At 34.5% G+C, this 19,460-nt stretch carries 17 protein-coding genes and 1 tRNA gene; 10 read left to right on the plus strand and 8 right to left on the minus strand.

Going from position 1 to position 19,460, the window contains the following annotated elements:
• Positions 1 to 341 (minus strand): OB-fold nucleic acid binding domain-containing protein (locus AB8B52_RS11095; protein WP_406028078.1); only part of this gene is annotated, 341 nt, incomplete at its 3' end.
• Positions 342 to 597: 256 nt separating this feature from the next.
• On the opposite strand from AB8B52_RS11095, the gene AB8B52_RS11100 reads away from it, so the two are divergent.
• Complete coding sequence (locus AB8B52_RS11100; protein WP_406028080.1) at positions 598 to 945, plus strand: toxin-antitoxin system YwqK family antitoxin; 348 nt, start codon at positions 598 to 600, stop codon at positions 943 to 945.
• Between the two features lie 346 nt (positions 946 to 1,291).
• On the opposite strand, the gene AB8B52_RS11105 is transcribed toward AB8B52_RS11100, so the two are convergent.
• The 4 genes from AB8B52_RS11105 to AB8B52_RS11120 form a co-directional block, all read right to left on the minus strand.
• Positions 1,292 to 4,813 (minus strand): efflux RND transporter permease subunit, encoded by a 3,522-nt coding sequence (locus AB8B52_RS11105; RefSeq protein ID WP_406028082.1) that lies wholly within the window; start codon positions 4,811 to 4,813, stop codon positions 1,292 to 1,294.
• Between the two features lie 73 nt (positions 4,814 to 4,886).
• A complete protein-coding gene (locus AB8B52_RS11110; RefSeq protein ID WP_406028084.1) occupies positions 4,887 to 6,053 on the minus strand; it encodes an efflux RND transporter periplasmic adaptor subunit in 1,167 nt (388 codons plus the stop codon).
• A 10-nt stretch (positions 6,054 to 6,063) separates the two neighbouring features.
• The gene (locus tag AB8B52_RS11115) at positions 6,064 to 7,407 is read right to left on the minus strand and encodes a TolC family protein (RefSeq protein ID WP_406028086.1); all 1,344 of its coding nucleotides are present in this window, start codon (positions 7,405 to 7,407) and stop codon (positions 6,064 to 6,066) included.
• Positions 7,408 to 7,410: 3 nt separating this feature from the next.
• Entirely contained in the window at positions 7,411 to 8,013 is a 603-nt protein-coding gene (locus tag AB8B52_RS11120; RefSeq protein WP_406028088.1) for a TetR/AcrR family transcriptional regulator, read from the minus strand.
• 119 nt (positions 8,014 to 8,132) lie between these two features.
• Between AB8B52_RS11120 and AB8B52_RS11125 the strand changes: the two genes are divergently transcribed.
• The 4 genes from AB8B52_RS11125 to AB8B52_RS11140 all read left to right on the plus strand — a co-directional run bounded on the left by AB8B52_RS11125 (position 8,133) and on the right by AB8B52_RS11140 (position 10,918).
• Entirely contained in the window at positions 8,133 to 9,107 is a 975-nt protein-coding gene (locus AB8B52_RS11125) for a polyprenyl synthetase family protein (protein WP_406028090.1), read from the plus strand.
• The gene (locus AB8B52_RS11130) at positions 9,107 to 9,457 is read left to right on the plus strand and encodes a hypothetical protein (protein ID WP_406028092.1); all 351 of its coding nucleotides are present in this window, start codon (positions 9,107 to 9,109) and stop codon (positions 9,455 to 9,457) included. Before AB8B52_RS11125 ends, AB8B52_RS11130 begins: the two co-directional genes overlap by 1 nt.
• Before the next feature lie 128 nt (positions 9,458 to 9,585).
• The gene (locus tag AB8B52_RS11135; RefSeq protein WP_406028094.1) at positions 9,586 to 10,410 is read left to right on the plus strand and encodes a universal stress protein; all 825 of its coding nucleotides are present in this window, start codon (positions 9,586 to 9,588) and stop codon (positions 10,408 to 10,410) included.
• 34 nt (positions 10,411 to 10,444) lie between these two features.
• Positions 10,445 to 10,918 (plus strand): pyridoxamine 5'-phosphate oxidase family protein, encoded by a 474-nt coding sequence (locus AB8B52_RS11140; protein WP_406028096.1) that lies wholly within the window; start codon positions 10,445 to 10,447, stop codon positions 10,916 to 10,918.
• Here AB8B52_RS11140 and AB8B52_RS11145 read toward each other — a convergent pair.
• Complete coding sequence (locus AB8B52_RS11145; RefSeq protein ID WP_406028098.1) at positions 10,899 to 11,447, minus strand: alpha-ketoglutarate decarboxylase; 549 nt, start codon at positions 11,445 to 11,447, stop codon at positions 10,899 to 10,901. The genes AB8B52_RS11140 and AB8B52_RS11145 overlap by 20 nt on opposite strands.
• A 122-nt stretch (positions 11,448 to 11,569) precedes the next feature.
• On the opposite strand from AB8B52_RS11145, the gene AB8B52_RS11150 reads away from it, so the two are divergent.
• Positions 11,570 to 14,326 (plus strand): 2-oxoglutarate dehydrogenase E1 component, encoded by a 2,757-nt coding sequence (locus tag AB8B52_RS11150; RefSeq protein ID WP_406028100.1) that lies wholly within the window; start codon positions 11,570 to 11,572, stop codon positions 14,324 to 14,326.
• Positions 14,327 to 14,420: 94 nt separating this feature from the next.
• Positions 14,421 to 15,650, plus strand: coding sequence for a 2-oxoglutarate dehydrogenase complex dihydrolipoyllysine-residue succinyltransferase (gene odhB / locus AB8B52_RS11155; protein WP_406028102.1), 1,230 nt, complete (start codon positions 14,421 to 14,423; stop codon positions 15,648 to 15,650).
• A gap of 518 nt (positions 15,651 to 16,168) precedes the next feature.
• Here odhB and AB8B52_RS11160 read toward each other — a convergent pair.
• Positions 16,169 to 16,792, minus strand: a complete 624-nt coding sequence (locus AB8B52_RS11160) for a response regulator (RefSeq protein WP_406028104.1) — start codon at positions 16,790 to 16,792, stop codon at positions 16,169 to 16,171.
• Positions 16,793 to 16,855: 63 nt separating this feature from the next.
• The gene (locus AB8B52_RS11165) at positions 16,856 to 17,296 is read right to left on the minus strand and encodes a retropepsin-like aspartic protease (protein ID WP_406028105.1); all 441 of its coding nucleotides are present in this window, start codon (positions 17,294 to 17,296) and stop codon (positions 16,856 to 16,858) included.
• 48 nt (positions 17,297 to 17,344) lie between these two features.
• Here AB8B52_RS11165 and AB8B52_RS11170 point away from each other — a divergent pair, with 48 nt between their 5' ends.
• The 3 genes from AB8B52_RS11170 (at position 17,345) to AB8B52_RS11180 (ending at position 19,302) form a co-directional block, all read left to right on the plus strand.
• Positions 17,345 to 18,112, plus strand: a complete 768-nt coding sequence (locus AB8B52_RS11170) for a TatD family hydrolase (RefSeq protein WP_406028107.1) — start codon at positions 17,345 to 17,347, stop codon at positions 18,110 to 18,112.
• Complete coding sequence (locus tag AB8B52_RS11175; RefSeq protein WP_406028109.1) at positions 18,113 to 19,147, plus strand: asparaginase; 1,035 nt, start codon at positions 18,113 to 18,115, stop codon at positions 19,145 to 19,147.
• A 67-nt stretch (positions 19,148 to 19,214) separates the two neighbouring features.
• Positions 19,215 to 19,302: transfer RNA gene (locus AB8B52_RS11180), tRNA-Ser, on the plus strand.
• Positions 19,303 to 19,460 lie beyond the last annotated feature (158 nt).

Here is a 19,460-nt window from a genome sequence, read left to right on the forward strand (position 1 = left end):
TCTATGGTAAACGGAGGGGTTTTAGATTCGTTTAGAACTAGTAATTCTTCAACTAATACTTCTATATTACCTGTAGGAATATTACTGTTTTTGGAAGCACGTTCTATTACCTGTCCTTTGACTTGTATAACAAATTCACGACCTAAATTTCGTGCTTTCTCCAATAACTCCGGAGAGGTTCTATCTGCATCAAACACTAACTGAGTTATGCCGTAACGATCACGAACATCTACCCATACTACAAAACCTTTATCTCTTGTCTTGGATACCCATCCAGACAAGGTTACAGCTGTTTGTATATGTGATTCTCTTAACTCTCCGCAGGAATGACTTCTGTACATGATAACTTCTTTGAATATCGAGCAAATTTAAGAAGTCTATTCGATTAAGCATATAATAATGAGTGGTTTTATAGGAAGTAGATGGCATTATATGGATTGAAAATAAAAAACATAAAATATTGATTCATAAATAGTTGAATTATCAATGTAAATTTAATGTAAACAAAAAGTTAGCTTAATATTGATTGAGCCCGAAATAATCATATATTTGTAACGTTAATGTAAAGTAGTAGGTTTAAATATAAAGTATATAGTTATGAAAAAGTGGGTAATAATTTTGGTGATGGCGTTTTCTTTTGGAGCAATAGCTCAAGATGTAGAGCCGAAGTTTGAAAAAGAAGGGGATAAAGTGAAGGCTACTTATTTTCATGCTAATGGAGAAATTTCTCAACAAGGTTATTTTTTGAATGAAAAATTGGAAGGAGAATGGAAGATGTTCAATGATAAAGGAGATAAAATTGCAATTGGCAATTATACGAAAGGCGCTAAAACTGGAACATGGATGTTCTGGGAAGGTGATGCTGTAAGAGAAGTAAATTTTACAAATAATAGAATTGCTGCTGTTTCAAATTCTAAAAAAATAGCTCCCGTAGTAAAGAACTAAACAATCCTATTTTTAAAATATAACCTGCACTATTGAGTGTGGGTTTTTTTATGCCTTTTTTTGTTAAGAGAACCGTTTATAAGCTATACATAGAAGTTTACTAATCTTATCTTAACCAGTTGTGCATTATAAAACTGAAGTGACACTCATCCGCAGGAAACAAGCCAAAATGCACAACGGGTTATCTTAATATCCTACTAAACGTACTTCCTATTGTTTAGTAAACATATTTTATACTGTTAGGGTTAATTAGTCGTCGCTTAAATGAGTAAACATAAAGACGATTCTAACTAGGGATTTTAGTCTTGGTTAGAATCGTCTTTATTACTAATTTGATATTCTTAAATTAAGCGGCTGTTTCCAGTGCTTCGTTAGCGTTATTTTTAGTTGCTCCACTACCTTTCAAGCCAGTCTTAATTCTGTATACAATGTTAAATAATACTGGAACAATAATCAAGGTAAGGAAGGTTGCTACAATCAGTCCAAAGATTACGGTCCATGCTAAAGGTCCCCAGAAAATAACATTATCTCCTCCAATATAGATTTTTGGGTCAAACTCTGTAAACAAAGAAAAGAAATCTATGTTTAATCCAATTGCCAAAGGTATTAGTCCAAGTACGGTCGTAATAGCTGTTAGAATTACTGGACGTAATCTGGCTTTACCACTTTTAATAATAATGTCTGTAGCTTCTGTCATAGGTAATAAATCTTTATCGCCTAAATCAAGTTTTACCTTTCTACGGTCAATAAGAATTTGGGTGTAATCTAATAATACCACCCCGTTGTTCACTACAATACCGGCAAGGGAAATGATTCCCATCATCGTCATTAAGATGACAAAGGACCATCCCGTTATCATAAGACCGCCGAATACCCCAATAAAACTCAGGAAAATAGCAATCATAATAATCAAGGGCTTGGAAATACCTCCAAATTGAAATATGAGAATGAGCATAATAAGCCCAAGACCAGAGAAGAAAGCTCCAATCAGAAACTGCATTTGTTTATTCTGCTCTTCGATCTCACCTGTGTAATCAACTTTTACGGTAGACGGAATACCGTCATAGTTTTCCATCACCTTTTTAATTTCCTCGACTACCAATGCGGGGTTACCGCCTGCTTTTAGTCCAGAATATACGGTAACTACCCTGTTCCCGTTACGGTGCTTTATGGCACTATACCCAGAAGAGTTTTTCTGGCTTGCTACAGCAGAAACAGGAACTTCTTTAATTTTACCACTAGCTTGGTCTCTAAAAATGATATTTTGATTAAAAAGTGCGTTTTTATCAAAACGAATGTCTTCGTTGAATCGCACGTTAATGTCATAATCCTCACCGTCTAACTTATAAACTCCAGCTTTTTCTCCAAACAAAGACCGGCGTAATTGATTACCAACTTGACCAACTGCAACACCGAGTTCTCCTGCTTTTTGACGGTCGACAATGACTTGCATCGAAGGTTTGCTCTTGTTTACATTAATCTTTAATTCTTCAATAAAAGGAATGTTCTTACTATTGATATAATTACGAATATCTTCTGCTGTGGCAATCAACTCATCATAGTCTTTACCTTGTAACTCAATATTCACAGGATATCCTGCAGGAGGACCTTCAGAAAGTTTTTCTACAGAAATTGAAACCCCTGGATATATACCTGTAAGATCAGCTTGTATAGCACCACGGAGTTCTTCAGTGTCTAGTCCGTTTCTGTACTTAAACTCACGCATTGAAACGGTAACCTTGCCTCTATGCGGCATTTCAGAAGAGGACCCTCCATCTGTTTGTGGATTTCCGGCACCTTCACCAACTTGAGCAACAGCACTTTCAACTAAAAAGTTTTCACCATCTTTAATGTATTCAGGGTCATTTAAAACACTATAAACCTTTTCTTCTATTTCTTTAGTGATGCTATTTGTTTTATCGATATCTGTACCTTGAGGATATTCGATATAGACAATAATTTGATTCGGTTTATTATCTGGAAAGAATTCAATTTTGGTACGTTGACTTGCCACAGAAGCACCAAAACTACCAATGGCTACAAAGAATAAAATTAGACTTGAAAAGGCTATTAATTGTGGTTTCCAACCTTTTAAAGCACTAGCTAATGAGCCTTCATAAAAATTTTCTAAACGCACTAAGGTTTTAGTTTGAAAATAATTTGCTGCTTTTCTTAAAATTAAGCGATACACCCAAAGCATAATTGCCGTAAATAGCATAACAGTTCCTAAACCTCTATAGGCACCTCCAAACACTAGAATCAATAATCCGACACCTCCTATTATTCCTGAAACAGTTATAATTTGTTTTAAAGGCATATCCTTATCTTCAGTCGTCATAAATTGAGAAACCAAAACCGAATTGAAGAATATGGCGACCACTAAGGAAGACCCTAAAACAACTGAAAGTGTAATCGGGAAATAAATCATAAATTGACCCATAACACCTGGCCATAAACCGAGTGGTACAAAAGCTGCAACTGTTGTTGCGGTTGATATAATGATAGGAAACGCAATTTCACCAATTCCTTTTTTGGCGGCTTCAACGCGAGACATGCCTTCGTCTTCCATTAAACGATAAACGTTTTCTACTACTACAATACCATTATCTACCAACATCCCAAGACCCATAATTAGTCCAAACAGAATCATGGTATTCATCGTATAACCTAAGGCTTCTAAAATCATGAGCGACATAAACATAGACATCGGTATCGCAAATCCAACAAATAAGGCATTTTTAAATCCTAAAAAGAACATTAAAACGGTAACAACTAGGATAATACCAAAGATGATATTGTTTACCAAATCATCTACTTGCCCAATAGTTTTTGAGGATTGGTCGTTAGTAATGGTTATCTTTAAGTTTGTTGGAAAAATAGTCGCTTTTGCCTCAGCTACGATGTTTTCAATCTTCTCAGCGGCAGTAACCATGTTTTTACCAGCACGTTTTTTAACATCGAGCATCACAACGGTTTCACCATTTTCTTCTACTTGATTAAACTCTCTGGCATATGTTGTTTTTTCTTTAGATTTAAATCGAATAGTTGCAACATCTTTAAGATAAATAGGATTGTTGTTTTCGGCTTTTATTACAAAGTTTTCTAACTCTTCAGGATTATCAATTTCACCAATAATTCTGATAGTACGTCTTTGTCCACTAGCTACTAAATTTCCGGCAGACATGGTCATATTACCATTTCCAATAGCGCTTGTGATATCATTAAAATTCACTTTAGAAGCCATCATTTTATAGACATCTACGGCAACTTCGACTTCTTTTTCTTGTGCTCCTCTTATATCTACTTGTTTTATTTCTTCTAGGTCTTCGATTTCGTCTTCAAGATATTCTCCAAATTCTTTTAAGCGTTCAACCGGATAATTTCCTGAGATGTTAATATTAAGAATGGGTATTTCTTCTGACATGCTCAAGTCGAACACGTTTGGTTCTACTTTTGCACCATTAAAGGTTGGCCAATCTTCACCAGCGGTTTCACTATCTATTTCGTCCTTTACTTTTTGTTTTGCATCTTCAACCGAAATATTTTCATCAAACTCTATAATAATCATAGAGTAATCTTCTTGTGATGTTGATGTAATTTCAACCTTGTTACTTACCGTATTTAGCTTATCTTCTAATGGGTCTGTAATCAGTTTTTCAATATCTTCAGCGGTATTTCCTGGAAATAAAGAACTGATATAAATTTTAGTTTCTTTAATTTCTGGAAAACTTTCCCTTGGCATATTAAAATAGGCAGAGCCACCTAAAAATAGAATGAGTATAATAGCCACATACATTGTGGTTTTGTTGTTTATAGCCCAAGATGATAAGCCAAATTCCTTATCGACGTTCTTTTTTTTCTTAGTCATTGGATAATTAGTTTTTAGTCGTTTGCACGACTTATGTTTTAGCTATTTAAAGAATAATTGTCGTTTTCTAAGACTATTTATTTCTAATAATAACGGTTTGTCCATCTTTAACACTTCTGGCACCAGCCTCAATAATTTCGTCATTAGATTTTAATCCAGAAAGCACTTCAATTTTATCGCCTTGTGTTTTACCTGTTTCTATAATCTGTTGTTTTGCAGTTGATTTTTCTCCATCTTTATTTTCTAAAACATAGATGTATTGGTCGCCATTTGCATTTTCTGAAATAATACTTTGCGGAATAAGAATTGCATTTTCATTAGTATAATCGTTAAGTTTTAAACGGGCTGTGAGGTTGGGCTTAATTAACTGATCTTTATTAGGCACTGCAATTTCCACTTTAAAAGTACGGTTGGCAGCGTTTATAAAATTCCCTGTTTGTCTAATTTTAGCATCCATTTTTTTTCCTAGAACAGGAAACGTCACTTCAACAGATTTGCCATTTGTTATGCTAGTAACATAGTCTTCTGGTACATCGGTTTCGATATACATATTGTTAAGGTTGACAATACGAATAACTTGTGTCTGTCCTGCAGCAACAACGCTTCCTTGTTCCGTAATAACATCATCAATAACACCAGAAAAAGGTGCTCTTATTACCGTTTTTGCTAATTGCTGATTGAGCTGACTCACCATTTCATTCGCACTTTCATAAGTAGATTTAGCTTGAAGAAATTGAATTTCACTTCCTATTTTCTGTTCCCATAATCGTTTTTGTCTTTCGAAGGTTGTTTTAGCTAAATCAGCTTGTATTTGTTGAGATGCTTTTTGTTGGCTTAAGCCACCATCGTCAATTTTTGCTAAAACTTGTCCGTTAGACACCTTATCTCCTTCCTTCACGTACACCTTTGTTAAAAACCCAGACATTTCTGGTGTAATTACTAAGTTTTGTTTGGTTTCAACATTTCCCTGTAATTCCAAAAAATGAATAAATTCCTCTGTTTTTGCAGTAAAACTAGTAACTAATGGAATGTTTTTATCAGGATTAAGACTTTGTAGTTTTTCGTCTAATTGTTTGACTTTATTGGCTATGGCTTGTTGTTCGTTTACCAATTCGTCTCTTGTTTTTTGAATCATTACCGCATCATCTGAGGCGATAATAGCTTCTACAGTTTTTTTGTCGTCTTCTGAGCAAGCTACCAATACAATTGATAAAATGATTAAAGTGTATATTTTTTTCATGATGTTGTAATTAAAAGTTGGTTGTATTATTGGTAACAGTCTCTAATTCTATTTTTGTGTTTATAACATCTAACATGGCTTGCAATAAGTCTTGTTGTGCAGCATATAGTTGCGTTTGAGCTTGTCTTAATTCAAAACTAGAACTAACACCCTCAAAGAACTTGGTTTGGTTTTTAGATTCTATACGTTCTGCCAAAGCTAGATTTTGTTTTTTATTGTAGTAATCTTCTGTAGCAAACTGGTAGTTACTTTTAGCGGTAGCAATTTGAAGGTTAAGTTGCTGTTCGGTTTCTTCTAATTCAGCTTTCGATTTTTCTAAATTAATTTTGGCGCGTTGTGTTGAAGCGTTACGTAAACCTGAACTAAAAATAGGAATACTTAAATTGACGCCTAAAACAGCATAATCAAACCATTGCGTGTTATTATTGAAAACTGTAAAGTCATCACCAAAGGTATTAAGTCCGCCACTCAAAGATGCACTTAATGAGGGTAAGGCTTTGGCTTTCTCCGCTTTAACACGCAGCTCATCTGATAGCATAGTATTGTTTGCAATTTTATAATCGATGGTTTCCGTAGCGTCAAATGTTTTGTTTAGCGTTTCTAAATTAATATTTTGAAGTGTAAGGTCTTCCAAACTATCTGTCAGTAACGTGTTTTCATTAAAAGGAATACTTAGTGTAACGTTAAACATTTGAATGGCAATAGTTTTTAAACGTTTGGATTTGTTTAAATTGCTTTCCAATCCAGTGAGTGTTATTTGTAATTGTTCTACACTTTCTTCCTCTTCCAAACCATTTTCGTAAATACTTATAGTTTCATTTAGGTTTTTTTGGATAACGGCAATATTCTTTTCTAGGATTACCACACTCTCTTCAGAAATTAAAACGTTGCCATAAGCATTAATAACGGCTTTTCTCACTTCTAAATCCGTTTTTTCTTTGGCGTTTTTCGAGATTTCTAAAAATACTTTAGAGGCCTGCAGACCTACGATATAGGTGCCATCAAACAATAACTGACTTAGTCGTGCAGAAGCAACTGTAGTTTGTTCAGCACCAAAAAACAATGGAATTAGCGGTGAATTAGGGTTTCCAAAATCTGCAGGAATACCTTGTAGTTGTGGTTCTAAAAAATTCTGGTAATTAACACTAGCATCTATTTGAGGTAGACCAGAAGCTGTCGTTTCCCATTTCTGTTTTTTTGCGGCTTCAATATCTCGCGTGGCATTTTTTGCTTGTCTGTTATTTTCTAAGGCGTAGTCAATCGCTTCTTGTAAACTGAAACTTTTGGGTGCCTCTTGCGAAAATCCAGTTTGGAAACTAATGAAAGCTATGATTATAAAAAGTATGTTTTTCATTACTTATTTTTGATTGATGTTTAATTGTATTAATGTTTCTAATCCTTTTTCAGAGCAGACACCTCTTAAATGATATTCTAAATAATTATCCATAAGCATGTGCATAGAAAAATCTGTTCGAGGAAAAATATCCTGATCCTTTAAGGATACCATACCGTTAAAATAAAGACGCGCTATAAAATCGATGTCAATAGAATTTCTGTAAAGTTGAAGTGCTACACCACGCTCTAGATTGCGTGTCACACAACCCAACATTTTTTCGAACTGCTTCTTCTTTAAAGTGGCATAGATTTTTGGATAATATTTTTGAAGTTGGTACTGTGGTGACGATTTTTCGTCCTTAAGGTTGTGCATTACAAACTTCTTAATCTCATAAATTTCTTCAATAGGATTGGTATTTAATTCGCAAATACAGTCAATACCATGAGAAATATGTTCAAAAACATGAAGCGTCGTAGCCTCTACCAATTTGGTTTTATTTTGAAAATGCTGATAAATGGTTTTCTTAGAAATGCCCATTTCATTGGCAATATCATCCATCGTCACACTCTTAAAACCGAGGTTTAAAAAAAGATCTGATGATTTATGTACAATTTGTTCTCTCATAATGGGATTGCAAATATACTCATGGAAACTTTAGAAACAAAAAAAGTTTCCAAAGTTTTAATATTTTTTTAACATCGCTAACATTAGCTTCAAAACTGACGAAGTCTTATTTTTGTAAGATGCTAAACATTGAATCGTATCAAAAATCTTTTATTTCGTATTTAGAAGGTTTTGCAGTAGATAAAGAGCCACAGAATCTTTACGAGCCTATTAATTATATTCTTAAACTCGGTGGAAAACGGTTAAGACCAGTTTTAACCTTAATGACAACTGAGGTTTTTGGTGGCAGCGCGGAAAACGCAATGGATGCTGCACTCTCAATAGAAGTGTTTCATAATTTCTCATTAGTACATGATGATATTATGGATGATGCGCCTTTGCGAAGAGGACAGGAAACCGTTCATGAAAAATGGGATTTAAACACAGGAATTCTTTCTGGTGATGCCATGTTAATTTTGGCTTATCAGCTATTTGAAAATTATGAACCTACCACGTTTAGAGATTTAGCAAAATTATTTGGCAAAACGGCTCTAGAAGTTTGCGAAGGTCAGCAGTACGATATAGATTTTGAAACGCGTAATGATGTCACGATTTCAGAATACCTTAAGATGATTGAATACAAAACGGCTGTTTTAGTTGGTGCTGCAATGAAAATGGGAGCTATTGTGGCGAAGGCAACGGTTGAAGATCAGAAGGCGATCTATGAATTTGGACGTCTACTAGGCATTGCGTTTCAATTACAAGATGATTATTTAGACGCTTTTGGAAATCCTAAAACCTTTGGAAAACAGGTTGGTGGTGATATTTTGGAACATAAAAAGACCTATTTATATCTTAAAACCATAGCCTTAGGTTCTGCCGAAAATAAATTGAATTTACAGACCGCAATGACCAGTACAACACTTTCAAATGAAGATAAAGTGACAACTGTAAAAGGCTTATTTAAAAGTTCTGGCGCAGCTGAAGCAACTCAACATGCCGTAAAAGACTATACGAATAAAGCTTTTGATGTTTTAAATAGTTTAAATATTGCTGAAGATAAAAAACAAGTATTGAGATTATTTGGTGAGCAACTAATGAACAGACGTGTTTGATGTCTTTACCAATAAATTTTGAAGCCCTAATTTTAGAAGCCGACAATCTAAAGCTTTATAAAAAACTAATTGTGCAATTAAATAAGGATCTGCTTTCGGCTAATGTAGATTTAGAGTTTGATGAAGAAACCTTACCGACCAGTTTAAAGCTGGTGCTTCATGAAACTGTTTTTCAGCTCATTCAGAATAAGTTTTCAGACTATCTTAATCTGCTATACATCGTTGATGTCTCTGAAGCAAAAGTCCGAGAAATTGATGGCACAGATACCGTTAAACTTTCTGAAGATATTACCTTTTTAATTTTACAACGGGTTTGGCAAAAGGTTTGGTATCGCGCTAAATATGCTTAGTTTTTTAGATAACACCTTTTTTAATCCCAAATTCACAGATGTAGGTTGGCAATATCTTATGGTTTACTGACATATATCATAGTTTTTCCTAACGAAGTTTTGTAGCTTTAAGTATAAATTCAATAGTGATGGAACATATACTTTTACTTACGGATTTCTCTAAGAATGCAACAAATGCTATTGCTTATGCCATGCAGTTTTTTAAGTCTAAGACCTGTGCGTTTTATTTGATGTATGTGCATAAAGTTAAAAGTTATGTTACGGACGATTTAGTAGCGTCACCAAAAAATAGCATTCACGATGCCATCGTGCAAAAACCGAAGGCAAAACTTGATACTTTAATTGTAAAACTTCAAAACGATTATAGTTCTGAAGCGTATCAGTTCGAGGCGTTAATAGACTATGATGTGTTTACCGATGCCATTAATCAAGTAGTAGATAAATTTGAAATTGATTATGTGGTTATGGGTAGCAATGGTGCATCAAATGTGAAAGAATTCATTTTTGGAAGCAATACGATTAATGTCATCGAAAAAGTGAATTGCACAACCTTAGTGATACCAAGTCAATATAAATATCTGCCAGTAAAGCAATTATTAGTGTCTTTACAACCTGAAGATGCTTTGGAAAACTCAGTGTTTGATACTATTTTAGATGTCACGGAAGCGTTTAAGCTGCACTTACATGTGCTAAGAATGTCTTTAAAACATGATGATGCTAATCTGGTTTTTAAAGATAAAGAACGGTTGGCACTTTTAGATTCTGAGTATTATCTTGTTGAAGGTGTTCCTGTAGATTATGCGGTTTCAAGCTATCTTCAAACCCATCATATTGATATGACTGCATTCATAACGCACGAAAAATCTTTGTTACAGCGTCTATTTAGCGCTTCACCAAGTAAAGAACTAAAATCTCGAATGCAATTACCTTTATTGGTGTTGCATCAAAACTAAAGAGCTATTTCAATTAATTAAAAACAAAAAAAAGATGATTAGGGCCTTGAATAAAAAAGAATGCGAACTGATATTAGAACAAAATTACATTGGTCATTTGGGCTATACCTATCTAGACAGGCCTTTTGTTGTGCCTATTACGTATTTCTTTAAAGACGATAAAATTATTTGTTATTCGGGCGATGGTCATAAAATTGATGCGCTTAGAAAGCATAATTTAGTAGCTTTAGAAGTGTCAGTAATTCATTCTGTAAATGACTGGCAATCTGTTTTAGTTCATGGTGCTTATAATGAGGTTAAAGGTAGTAGCGCCAAAGCACTATTACACGAATTTTCCTTAGGTGTAAAGGATATTATTATGCGCAAAGAGTTACGTGATCTCGATTTTATAAGTGAATTTTCTGCAAAAATTGACTCAGATAAAATGCCTATCGTTTTTACTATTACTATTGAAGGTCTTACCGGAAAGATGCGAAAACACCTTAAAGTTAAAACCAAAACCGAATAAAAGGCATCCAAGCTTCGGGTTGTATACTTCTGTTTCTGTCATAAAGAACATCGTACCGTATGCCAAATGTAACGTTCTGACTGCGGTAACCTACACCTAAAAACAACGCAGGATACCAATAATTGGTGTCGTTATTTCTAATAACTTGGTTATTAATGTTTCGCTCTACACTTTGGCTCACATGTAATTGCTCAAACTCTGTAGATAATTGAATTTCTCTAAAAGGATTAAAAAGCCCAATAACGCTGCCGCCTAAAACTCTAGATTTAAAAACATCACGTTGCGAGGTATATTGAAAATTTAAACCAACACCTCCAGAAACATATGGACTAAAACGATATAAGGCATTTGGCGCTAAAACACCGCTAAAAAAACCGTTACCCAAATTAAGACCAACGCCTCCACCAAATTGAACGTCTTTCCAAAAATTACTGGTTTGTTGTGTTTGATTTTGTGAAAATGTGCTAATTGTAAATAAACAAAATAAGATAGCTGCAAGTCCTGACTTTTTTATGGTATTATGACACATATTTATAGGAATAAGGGTGTTTTTATTGATATGTTATAAATATAATAAAACTCTATCTATATTTAGTAAAAGTTGTATTTTTGACTAAATTATGTTGAAACGAAAACGTCTCAAAAAGTATAATGGATAAATACTCCTTTCTCAACGCAGCACATACAGCATATTTCGCTGATTTATACGACCAATATCTTAAAAATCCCGATTCAGTAGAACCAAGTTGGCGTGCCTTTTTTCAAGGTTACGATTTTGGCGCTGAGAGTTATGGTTTAGAAGGTGAAACCGTCGAAAATGTATCAACTGAGGTACCAGAGCATGTTCAAAAAGAATTTCAGGTTTACAAATTAATTGATGGTTACAGAAACAGAGGTCATCTGTTTACAAAAACCAATCCTGTTAGAGCCAGAAGAAAATACGCACCAACTTTAGAGATTGAAAATTTTGGTTTATCTCAAAGTGATTTAAATACAAAATTTACAGCTGGTGAAATTCTTGGTCTCAATTCAGCGACGCTTCAAAATATTATTGATCATTTAGAACGTATTTATTGTGACTCTATTGGTGTAGAATACATGTACATTAGAAAGCCAGAAGAAATACAATGGATTCAGACTAAATTAAACATCAATGACAATCATGCGATGTTTACTAATGACGAAAAGAAATATATTCTCAAAAAATTAAATCAAGCCGTTTCTTTTGAATCATTTTTGCATACCAAATACGTTGGTCAAAAGCGGTTTTCTTTAGAAGGTAACGAGTCTTTAATTCCTGCAGTAGATGCGATTATTGAACGAGCAGCTGACGAAGGTGTGAAAGAATTTGTTATGGGAATGGCGCACAGAGGACGTCTAAGTACTTTAACTAATATTTTCGGAAAATCTGCTAAAGATATTTTTAGTGAATTTGATGGTAAAGATTACGAAGAAAAAGTATTTGATGGTGATGTAAAATACCACTTAGGCTGGACGAGCAATCGTGAAACCTACAACAACAAAAAAATCAATCTTAATATTGCACCGAACCCTTCGCATTTAGAAACGGTAGGGGCAGTGGTTCAAGGGATTGCAAGAGCAAAGCAAGATAAAAAAGAAATTACAGATGCATCACAGGTATTGCCTATTGTTGTGCATGGTGATGCTGCAATTGCAGGCCAAGGCTTAGTCTACGAAGTTGTGCAAATGGCACAATTAGATGGTTACAAAACCAATGGAACCATACATATCGTGGTTAACAATCAAATTGGGTTTACGACGAATTATTTAGATGGTCGTTCTAGTACCTATTGTACAGATGTGGCTAAGGTGACTTTATCGCCTGTGCTTCACGTGAATTCAGATGATGCTGAAGCGGTAGTCCATGCAGCACTTTTCGCTTTACATTTTAGAATGAAATTTAAGCGTGATGTCTTTATAGATCTTCTAGGATACAGAAAATATGGACACAACGAAGGTGATGAGCCTAAGTTTACGCAGCCACTTTTATATAAGGCGATTTCAAAACATAAAAATCCTAGAGATATTTATGCGCAGCGTTTGCTAGATGAAGGTGTTATTGAAGATGGTTACGTAAAGCATATTGAAACAAAATATAAAGAACAGCTCGAAGAAAAATTAGAAGATTCTCGTAAAGAAGATAAAACTGAGATTACGGCTTTTATGCAAGAAGAGTGGAAAGGTCTCACCAGAGTTACAGAAGGTGTAATGATGGAGACGATTGATACTACGGTTTCAAAATCTGTTCTAAAAAATATTACGAAAGTTATTTCTAATCTTCCAGAGGATAAAAAATTTATTCGTAAAATTCAAAGACTTATTGAATCGCGCCAAACCATGTTTGATGAAGATCGATTAGATTGGGCAATGGGAGAGCATTTAGCTTATGGTTCTTTATTAGCAGAAGGTTACGATGTTCGTATTTCAGGACAAGACGTGGAGCGTGGTACATTCTCACACCGACATGCTGTAGTGAAGGTTGAAGACAGCGAAGAAGAAATTATATTGCACAAAAATATTTCTGAAGATCAAGGACAATTCAATATATTCAATTCCTTATTATCGGAATATGGAGTTGTTGGATTTGATTACGGTTATGCCATGGCAAGCCCAAACACCTTAACCATTTGGGAAGCACAATTTGGTGATTTTAGCAATGGAGCTCAAATTATGATAGACCAGTACATATCTTCTGGTGAAGATAAATGGAAAACTCAAAATGGTTTAGTGATGTTATTACCTCATGGTTACGAAGGCCAAGGAGCAGAACATTCTTCGGGTCGTATGGAGCGATACTTACAAATGTGTGCTAAGGACAATATGTTTATTGCAGATTGTACTACGCCTTCAAATATGTTTCATTTATTAAGACGACAAATGAAGGCAACGTATAGAAAGCCTTTAATTGTATTTACACCAAAAAGTTTGTTGCGTCATCCAAAGGTGGTCTCTTCTGTAGATGATTTAGCTAATGGAAGTTTCCAAATGCTTATTGATGATAAAACGGCAAAAGCAGATAAGGTAAAAACCTTAGTGTTTGTGACCGGTAAATTTTATTACGATTTATTGGAGGAACAAGACAACCTTGAAAGAGATGATATCGCTTTAGTAAGAATTGAGCAGTTATTTCCATTGCCAGTGACGCAGATGCGAGAGGTTATGAAAAAATATAAAAATGCAGATGATATCGTTTGGGCGCAAGAAGAACCAAGAAATATGGGAGCTTACAGCCACGTATTAATGCATTTTGATGAAGCCAGACAATTTAGATCAGCAAGCAGAAGACCATATGGTGCACCAGCAGCAGGTAGTTCTGTCCGTTCTAAAAAACGACATAAAGAAGTTATAGATTACGTTTTTGATAAAACCAAAAACAACCAGAGATAAAAAAGTGTTATTCCTGTGAAAAACAGGAAACAAAAAAGATAAAGTTTCAAATTATAAGATTCCTGCTTAAGTAGGAATGACAAATTAAAAGCGTATGATTTTAGAAATGAAAGTGCCTTCACCAGGCGAATCAATTACGGAGGTAGAAATTGCAGAATGGTTAGTCCAAGATGGAGACTACGTAGAAAAAGATCAAGCTATTGCTGAGGTCGATAGTGATAAAGCAACTTTAGAGTTGCCAGCCGAAGCTAGTGGCATTATTACGTTAGCAGACGCTGATGGTAATAGATATGAAGAAGGCGATCCGGTTGTGGTTGGTGCAGTAGTGTGTTTAATTGATACCAGTGCAGCAAAACCAGAAGGTGGAGAAGCAGCAAAAACTGAAGTTAAGGAAGAAGCGCCTAAAAAGGAAGCACCAAAACCAGTAGCTGAATCTTCTAAAACATATGCTACAGGGACTGCAAGTCCTGCGGCAAAGAAAGTATTAGCAGAGAAAGGAATGTCTGCAAGTGCAGTTTCGGGTTCAGGTAGAGATGGCAGAATCACAAAAGAGGATGCTGTAAATGCAGTACCATCTATGGGAACACCAACAGGTGGAAGTAGAGGTACATCGCGCAGTAAAATGTCTATGTTACGTCGTAAAGTAGCAGAGCGTTTGGTGGAAGCTAAAAATACGACAGCCATGTTAACCACATTTAATGAGGTTAATATGACACCGATTTTTGAATTGCGTAAATTATACAAAGAAGACTTTAAAGCCAAACATGGCGTAAGTCTTGGGTTTATGAGTTTCTTTAGTTTGGCTGTAGTTAGAGCATTAAAAATGTATCCAGCTGTTAACTCAATGATCGATGGTAAGGAAATGTTATCTTACGATTTTGTAGATATCAGTATCGCAGTTTCTGGACCAAAAGGTTTAATGGTACCTGTCATTAGAAATGCAGAAAACTTATCGTTCAGAGGTATTGAATCTGAAGTAAAACGATTAGCCATTAGAGCAAGAGAAGGCGAAATTACAGTAGATGAAATGACTGGAGGAACATTTACCATTACCAATGGTGGTGTATTTGGTAGTATGTTATCGACGCCGATTATTAATCCACCTCAAAGTGGTATTTTAGGCATGCACAATATTATTCAACGACCAATAGCTGTAGATGGTAAGGTTGAAATTCATCCAATGATGTATGTGGCGTTATCTTACGATCACAGAATTATTGATGGTAAAGAGTCTGTAGGATTCTTAGTGGCAATTAAAGAAGCTTTAGAAAGTCCAGAAGAATTATTAATGGATAATAATGTAATGAAGGCTTTAGAAATGTAATCTAAGTAAAAAAGTAGAAAAGTAAAAAGCGCAATGCCGAAAGGAGTTGCGCTTTTTTACTCCCAACTAACAAGAGTATCTAATTAACTAAAAAAATTAACAGCAACATTAGCTGATATGACGATTATAGAACTTACAATTAATAGAATCATAAACGCTTTATCACTTTTAGAGGTTTCATTTTTTACAGTTTCCATAACCTAATTGTTTTTTAAATAAAGCGCCGAATTAATAGCGTATTCAGAGCTTTAAAGAGTTGATATTGAGATGTTGAATAATAGCTACAACAAAATTGCAAATAAAAATGAAGCCATACTATACGTAGAACTACGTATATTTTGATTTTTTTATAAAAAAAAAGCTCCAGACCGAAGTCTGAAGCTTAAATAATCCCTAAGAACTAACTAATAGCTCGTTATTAACCCTTAATTAATAACAATGATAGCCTCTTATTGCTATGCACTGTTTCAAAGGTCTTAAATAAATGAATACCATACTATACGTAGAACTACGTATATTTAAAGATATTTTGAATTTTCTTTAGCGGCTAAATACAAACTTGCTGATTTTGAGTCTAATGCAAGTTTAGTTCTGATGTGATTTTTGTGCTTTTCAACCGTTCTAATGGAAATTGAGAGTGCTTTTGCAATTTCTGTAGACGTTTTAGTTTCAGAAATAAGCTTAAAAATTTTAGTTTCGGCTTCCGTTAATGTCTTTATTTTTTCTGGTGTGCTATTCACTTGTATATAAGACACAAGTTCTGGACTGAAATACGGTTTATTATTTGTAACGGAGGCAATGCACTTTTCAATCTCCACTAAAGCAAATTCTTTTAAAACATAACCATAGACTCCAAAAGCTTTGGCTTCATTGTATATTTTCTCGTCTTTTTCAAAAGTAATAAGTACAATTTTGGTGGTAAGATTTTCAGCTTTACATTTTTCTGCAATTTCAAGACCTGTAAAAAAAGGCATTTTAATGTCTAAAATAGCAATATCTGGTTTATGGCCTTTTATAAGCGCTAATGCTTCTTTGCCATTCTTTGCGCTAGCCAGAATATTAAACTTCTTCTCTTCTAAAAAATCTTTCAGGCCTTTGAGAACGAGCGGATGGTCGTCTGCTATAATGATGGTAGGGTTCATTGTTTGCTATTAATTCAACTATCAAATTTAAAGATAACAAGAATCTTTAGCTTATGATAGTTCTTAGAGTTTTAAATACAAGTATTTTTTTTCGTAATCAATAATAGCTTTTCCTTTTTTTAAAACATCTGCACCAATAATACCATCTACAGGATCTGCATTATGGTGTATTAATCCCTTATTCACATGAGATAAACTAAATAAAATTAAGGGCATGCAGCTTTTTTGCCAAGTGCCTACCTTTATGGTATTAGATTTAGAAATCTGCGTCAACATATCAGAAGCACCAGCACCAACGGCTTTAATTTCAGAATCCTGAACCTTTAAGTTAAACCGCTTAATCGCCTCAAAACCAACACAACTATTAGAAGCACCAGTATCTAAAATAAACTGACCTTTTATGCCATTTATAGACGCTTTAATTTCAAAATGATTGGTCTTGGTAAATTTTAATTTAATTTTAGAATAACCTCGGTATGTCAGGAAGTCTTTGAGTGTTTCCATTTTTTAAATTTGTGCAAATATAAGACACTAAACACTTATTTTTGAAAAATGATAATTACAGATACACATACCCATTTATATAGTGAAGCCTTTAATGAAGACAGAACCGAAATGATTCAGCGCGCCATTGATGCCAACGTTAAACGCTTTTTTATTCCTGCTATAGACTCGAGTTACACAACAGCAATGCTTCAACTCGAAAAAGATTTTCCTGAGCATGTGTTTTTAATGATGGGTTTGCATCCAACCTCTGTAAAAGCTAGTTATAAAGAGGAGTTAGCTCATGTAGAAGCCTTATTGGACGAAAGAACGTTTTGTGCCGTTGGAGAAATTGGTATCGACTTGTATTGGGATACAGCTACTTTAGATATTCAAATTGAAGCCTTTAAGTTTCAGATTAATTTAGCGAAAAAGTACCAACTTCCTATTGTGATTCATTGTAGAGACGCCTTTGATGAAATTTTTGAGGTTTTAGAAGCGGAAAAGTCAGATGACTTATTCGGAATTTTCCATTGTTTCACAGGAAACTTAGAGCAAGCAAAAAAAGCCATTTCTTATAATATGAAATTAGGAATTGGTGGTGTAGTCACCTTCAAGAATGGTAAAATAGATCAGTTTATCAATCAGATAGATTTAAAACATTTAGTGCTGGAAACAGATGCACCGTATTTAGCACCAAAACCATTTCGAGGTAAACGTAACGAAAGTGCATATATTAATAAGGTATTAGAAAAATTAGCCGAACTTTACCAAATAAGTGAAGCAGAGATCGCAAGGATTACTACAGAAAATTCAAAGGCCATATTCGGAATATAAATGACAAAACAACCACACATTCTATTAATTTATACTGGTGGTACCATTGGCATGATCAAAGATGCTGATACTGGTGCGCTAAAAGCGTTTGATTTTAATAGTCTACTTATTAAGATACCAGAATTACGTTTACTCGATTGTACCATCGAAACCATTTCTTTTAAAAAGCCTATTGATTCTTCTAATATGAATCCTAAATATTGGGCAGATATTGCAACGATAATTGCAGATAATTATTCAGAATTTGATGGATTTGTAGTATTGCATGGTAGTGATACTATGAGTTATTCCGCATCTGCATTGAGCTTTATGTTAGAAAATTTAGCCAAACCAGTTGTTTTTACGGGTTCGCAGTTACCGATTGGCGATTTACGAACAGATGCGAAAGAAAATTTAATTACATCCATACAAATGGCATCACTTCAAAAAGATGGTGTGCCCATAATAAAAGAAGTAGGTCTGTATTTTGAATACAAATTATATCGAGGAAACAGAACCACCAAAATAAATGCCGAACATTTTGAAGCTTTTGAGTCGCTTAATTATCCGCATTTGGCAGAATCTGGAGTGCATTTAAAAGTGAATACGGAACAATTATGGCAACCAGAATTGAATAAAGCCTTGATAATACGCACAGCAATGGATGCAGATATTGGCGTTTTAAAATTATTTCCTGGCATTTCACGACCAATTTGCGAAGCCATTCTTACAAGTAAACTTATAAAAGGACTCATTTTAGAAACCTATGGCTCTGGAAATGCCACTACAGAACCTTGGTTTATAAAATTATTAGAAAATGCCGTGCATAACGGTTTGCATATTGTTAACGTGACACAGTGTATTGGAGGTAGCGTAAATATGGGTCAATATGAAACGAGTTCGCAGTTAAAATCTATCGGAATCATCTCAGGTAGAGATATTACCACTGAAGCTGCCATTGCTAAAATGATGTATCTTTTGGGAGAAAAAATACCCTCAAAAGAATTTCAGTTTTATTTTGAAACTCCGCTACGAGGAGAAATGTCCGAAAAATAACGGTATAAATTTTAGTGTTTGAAGTTTTTTTCGTTATTTGCTGCATGTAATTTTATATAAAATTTACAGAGAGGTGGCCGAGTGGTCGAAGGCGCACGCCTGGAAAGTGTGTATACTCCAAAAGGGTATCGAGGGTTCGAATCCCTTCCTCTCTGCTGATATTTTCCGTGGTAATTACATATTTTTTTTTATCTTTAACACTTTAACTAATAAAATTAAGATTCAGAACAATGAAAAGATTATTTTCTATCCTTGCCATAACATGTTTAATGGCTCTCGGAACTGTTAATGCTAATGCAACAACAGCCTTTGC

This window comes from Winogradskyella sp. (assembly GCF_045105575.1).
Classification (GTDB): Bacteria; Bacteroidota; Bacteroidia; order Flavobacteriales; family Flavobacteriaceae; genus Winogradskyella.

Excerpts from the sequence above, each read along its gene's own strand:
- AB8B52_RS11100 (WP_406028080.1), top strand. The coding sequence starts at position 598 with ATGAAAAAGTGGGTAATAATTTTGGTGATGGCGTTTTCTTTTGGAGCA.
- AB8B52_RS11105 (WP_406028082.1), bottom strand. The coding sequence starts at position 4,813 with ATGACTAAGAAAAAAAAGAACGTCGATAAGGAATTTGGCTTATCATCT.
- AB8B52_RS11110 (WP_406028084.1), bottom strand. The coding sequence starts at position 6,053 with ATGAAAAAAATATACACTTTAATCATTTTATCAATTGTATTGGTAGCT.
- AB8B52_RS11115 (WP_406028086.1), bottom strand. The coding sequence starts at position 7,407 with ATGAAAAACATACTTTTTATAATCATAGCTTTCATTAGTTTCCAAACT.
- AB8B52_RS11120 (WP_406028088.1), bottom strand. The coding sequence starts at position 8,013 with ATGAGAGAACAAATTGTACATAAATCATCAGATCTTTTTTTAAACCTC.
- AB8B52_RS11125 (WP_406028090.1), top strand. The coding sequence starts at position 8,133 with ATGCTAAACATTGAATCGTATCAAAAATCTTTTATTTCGTATTTAGAA.
- AB8B52_RS11130 (WP_406028092.1), top strand. The coding sequence starts at position 9,107 with ATGTCTTTACCAATAAATTTTGAAGCCCTAATTTTAGAAGCCGACAAT.
- AB8B52_RS11135 (WP_406028094.1), top strand. The coding sequence starts at position 9,586 with ATGGAACATATACTTTTACTTACGGATTTCTCTAAGAATGCAACAAAT.
- AB8B52_RS11140 (WP_406028096.1), top strand. The coding sequence starts at position 10,445 with ATGATTAGGGCCTTGAATAAAAAAGAATGCGAACTGATATTAGAACAA.
- AB8B52_RS11145 (WP_406028098.1), bottom strand. The coding sequence starts at position 11,447 with ATGTGTCATAATACCATAAAAAAGTCAGGACTTGCAGCTATCTTATTT.
- AB8B52_RS11150 (WP_406028100.1), top strand. The coding sequence starts at position 11,570 with ATGGATAAATACTCCTTTCTCAACGCAGCACATACAGCATATTTCGCT.
- odhB (WP_406028102.1), top strand. The coding sequence starts at position 14,421 with ATGATTTTAGAAATGAAAGTGCCTTCACCAGGCGAATCAATTACGGAG.
- AB8B52_RS11160 (WP_406028104.1), bottom strand. The coding sequence starts at position 16,792 with ATGAACCCTACCATCATTATAGCAGACGACCATCCGCTCGTTCTCAAA.
- AB8B52_RS11165 (WP_406028105.1), bottom strand. The coding sequence starts at position 17,296 with ATGGAAACACTCAAAGACTTCCTGACATACCGAGGTTATTCTAAAATT.
- AB8B52_RS11170 (WP_406028107.1), top strand. The coding sequence starts at position 17,345 with ATGATAATTACAGATACACATACCCATTTATATAGTGAAGCCTTTAAT.
- AB8B52_RS11175 (WP_406028109.1), top strand. The coding sequence starts at position 18,113 with ATGACAAAACAACCACACATTCTATTAATTTATACTGGTGGTACCATT.